1 rRNA gene is annotated in these 2,902 nt (G+C 53.1%); it reads right to left on the reverse strand.

Annotated features, from left to right (window positions below):
• Positions 1 to 2 precede the first annotated feature (2 nt).
• Positions 3 to 2,889 (reverse strand): 23S ribosomal RNA (locus tag PL11201_RS27480).
• Between the last annotated feature and the right edge of the window lie 13 nt (positions 2,890 to 2,902).

Here is a 2,902-nt window from a genome sequence, read left to right on the forward strand (position 1 = left end):
ATGAGGTCAAGCCCTCGGTCTGTTAGTGTGTCTTGGCTACATCCATCACTGGACTTCGACCTAACACCTATCAACGGGTGTTCTGCCCGTGACCTTACCCACAAAAAGTGGTGAGAGCAATCATCTTGAGGTGGGCTTCCCACTTAGATGCTTTCAGCGGTTATCCACTCCGCACATAGCTACCCTGCGTTTACCGTTGGCACGATAACAGGTACACCAGCGGTGCGTCCTTCCCGGTCCTCTCGTACTAGGGAAGGCTCCTCTCAATGCTCTTGCGCCTGCACCGGATATGGACCGAACTGTCTCACGACGTTCTGAACCCAGCTCACGTACCGCTTTAATGGGCGAACAGCCCAACCCTTGGGACGTACTTCCGCCCCAGGTTGCGATGAGCCGACATCGAGGTGCCAAACCTCCCCGTCGATGTGAACTCTTGGGGGAGATCAGCCTGTTATCCCTAGAGTAACTTTTATCCGTTGAGCGACGGCCTTTCCACACAGTACCGTCGGATCACTAAGGCCGTGTTTCCACCCTGTTCGACTTGTAGGTCTCACAGTCAAGCTCCCTTCTGCCTTTACACTCTGCGAATGATTTCCAACCATTCTGAGGGAACCTTTGCGCGCCTCCGTTACCTTTTAGGAGGCGACCGCCCCAGTCAAACTGCCCCCCTGAAACTGTCTTCGACCCGGATTCACGGGTCAGAGTTAGAATTCTAGCTCTACTAGAGTGGTATCTCACCGATGGCTCCATCATCCCCACAAGGATGACTTCAAAGCCTCCCACCTATTCTGCGCAAGCAAAGCCCGAACCCAATTCCAGGATACAGTAAAGCTTCATAGGGTCTTTCTGTCCAGGTGCAGGTAGTCCGTATCTTCACAGACAATTCTATTTCGCCGAGTCTCTCTCCGAGACAGTGCCCAGATCGTTACGCCTTTCGTGCGGGTCGGAACTTACCCGACAAGGAATTTCGCTACCTTAGGACCGTTATAGTTACGGCCGCCGTTCACCGGGGCTTCAGTCATCAGCTTTAGCTTGCGCCTGACCGACTTCCTTAACCTTCCGGCACTGGGCAGGCGTCAGCCCCCATACTTCCTCTTACGAGTTGGCGGAGACCTGTGTTTTTGGTAAACAGTCGCCTGGGCCTCTTCACTGCGGCTTACTTGCGTAAGCACTCCTTCTCCCGAAGTTACGGAGCCATTTTGCCGAGTTCCTTAGAGAGAGTTATCTCGCGCCCCTGAGTTTTCTCAACCTCCCTACCTGTGTCGGTTTCGGGTACAGGCGTTGGTAAATTAACGGTTTTAGGGCTTTTCTTGGAAGCTTGATGCTCTCTACTTCCCCTTCGTAAAGGGTCGGACTCCCGCCTTAGCTCAGTCTGTTTTCTCCAGACCTCAACACCTCGTACGGTTGCACCGGTAACCATCTTCCGGCTAGCACACACCTTCTCCGTTCCCCTGACCAATTTACCACCGGTACGGGATTCTTCGCCCGTTGTCCATCGACTACGCTCTTCAGCCTCGCCTTAGGCCCTGACTCACCCTCCGCGGACGAGCCGTGCGGAGGAACCCTTAGGGTTTCGGGGTGTAGGATTCTCACCTACATTTTCGCTACTCAAGCCGACATTCTCACTTCTGGTTCGTCCACACCTGCTTCCGCTAGTGCTTCTCCCTACGCCAGAACGCTCCCCTACCAATACAATAAATCATATTCCACAGCTTCGGTACACCACTTAGCCCCGTTCATTTTCGGCGCGGCAACGCTTGACCAGTGAGCTATTACGCACTCTTTTAAGGTTGGCTGCTTCTAGGCAAACCTCCTGGTTGTCTAAGCATTCCCACCTCCTTTCTCACTTAGTGGTGATTTGGGGACCTTAGCTGGTGGTCTGGGCTGTTTCCCTCTTGACGATGGAGCTTATCCCCCACCGTCTGACTGGTTGTTCTTCCTCTGGGTATTCAGAGTTTGTCTCGATTTGGTACCGCTCTCGCAGCCCGCACCGAAACAGTGCTTTACCCCCCAGATTTTTCCACAACCGCTGTGCCTCAACACATTTCGGGGAGAACCAGCTAGCTCCGGGTTCGATTGGCATTTCACCCCTAACCACACCTCATCCGCCGATTTTTCAACATCGGTCGGTTCGGACCTTCAATTGGTTTTACCCAAGCTTCATCCTGGACATGGTTAGATCACCCGGGTTCGGGTCTAAAAACAATGACTTCTTCGCCCTCTTCAGACTCGCTTTCGCTTGGGCTGCGACATTTTCTGTCTTAACCTGCCATTGCCTTTAACTCGCCGGCTCATGCTTCAACAGGCACGCGGTCATCCGTTAAATCGGACTCCCACTGCTTGTAAGCTGACGGTTTCAGGTTCTATTTCACTCCCCTTCCGGGGTTCTTTTCACCTTTCCCTCACGGTACTGTTTCTCTATCGGTCACACAGGAGTATTTAGCCTTACCTCGTGGTCGAGGCGGATTCACACGGACTTTCACGGGCTCCGTGCTACTCGGGATTCAGCTAGGCTCTTTGAGTTTTCGACTACGGGACTTTCACCCTCTCTGGTGCAGGTTTCATCTGCTTTGTCTAACTCTCTAAGTCCAGTGTCGCTGTCCCACTACCCCAACAGGTAAACCTGTTGGTTTAGGCTGTTTCCCTTTCGCTCACCACTACTCGGGAAATCGCTTTTGCTTTCTTTTCCTCGGGCTACTAAGATGTTTCAGTTCGCCCGGTTCGCTCATGCCCACTTATTTGATTCGGTGGGCTGTTTTTGGGTTGCCCCATTCGGACACCTCCGGCTCATTGCTCGCTTCCAGCTCCCCGGAGTTTATCGTCGGTCGCCACGTCCTTCTTCGCCTCTGTGTGCCAAGGTTTCCACCGTCAGCCCTTTCTATCTTGACCACTTTCTCTTTTT

It is taken from the genome of Planktothrix sp. PCC 11201 (assembly GCF_900009135.1).
GTDB lineage: Bacteria > Cyanobacteriota > Cyanobacteriia > Cyanobacteriales > Microcoleaceae > Planktothrix.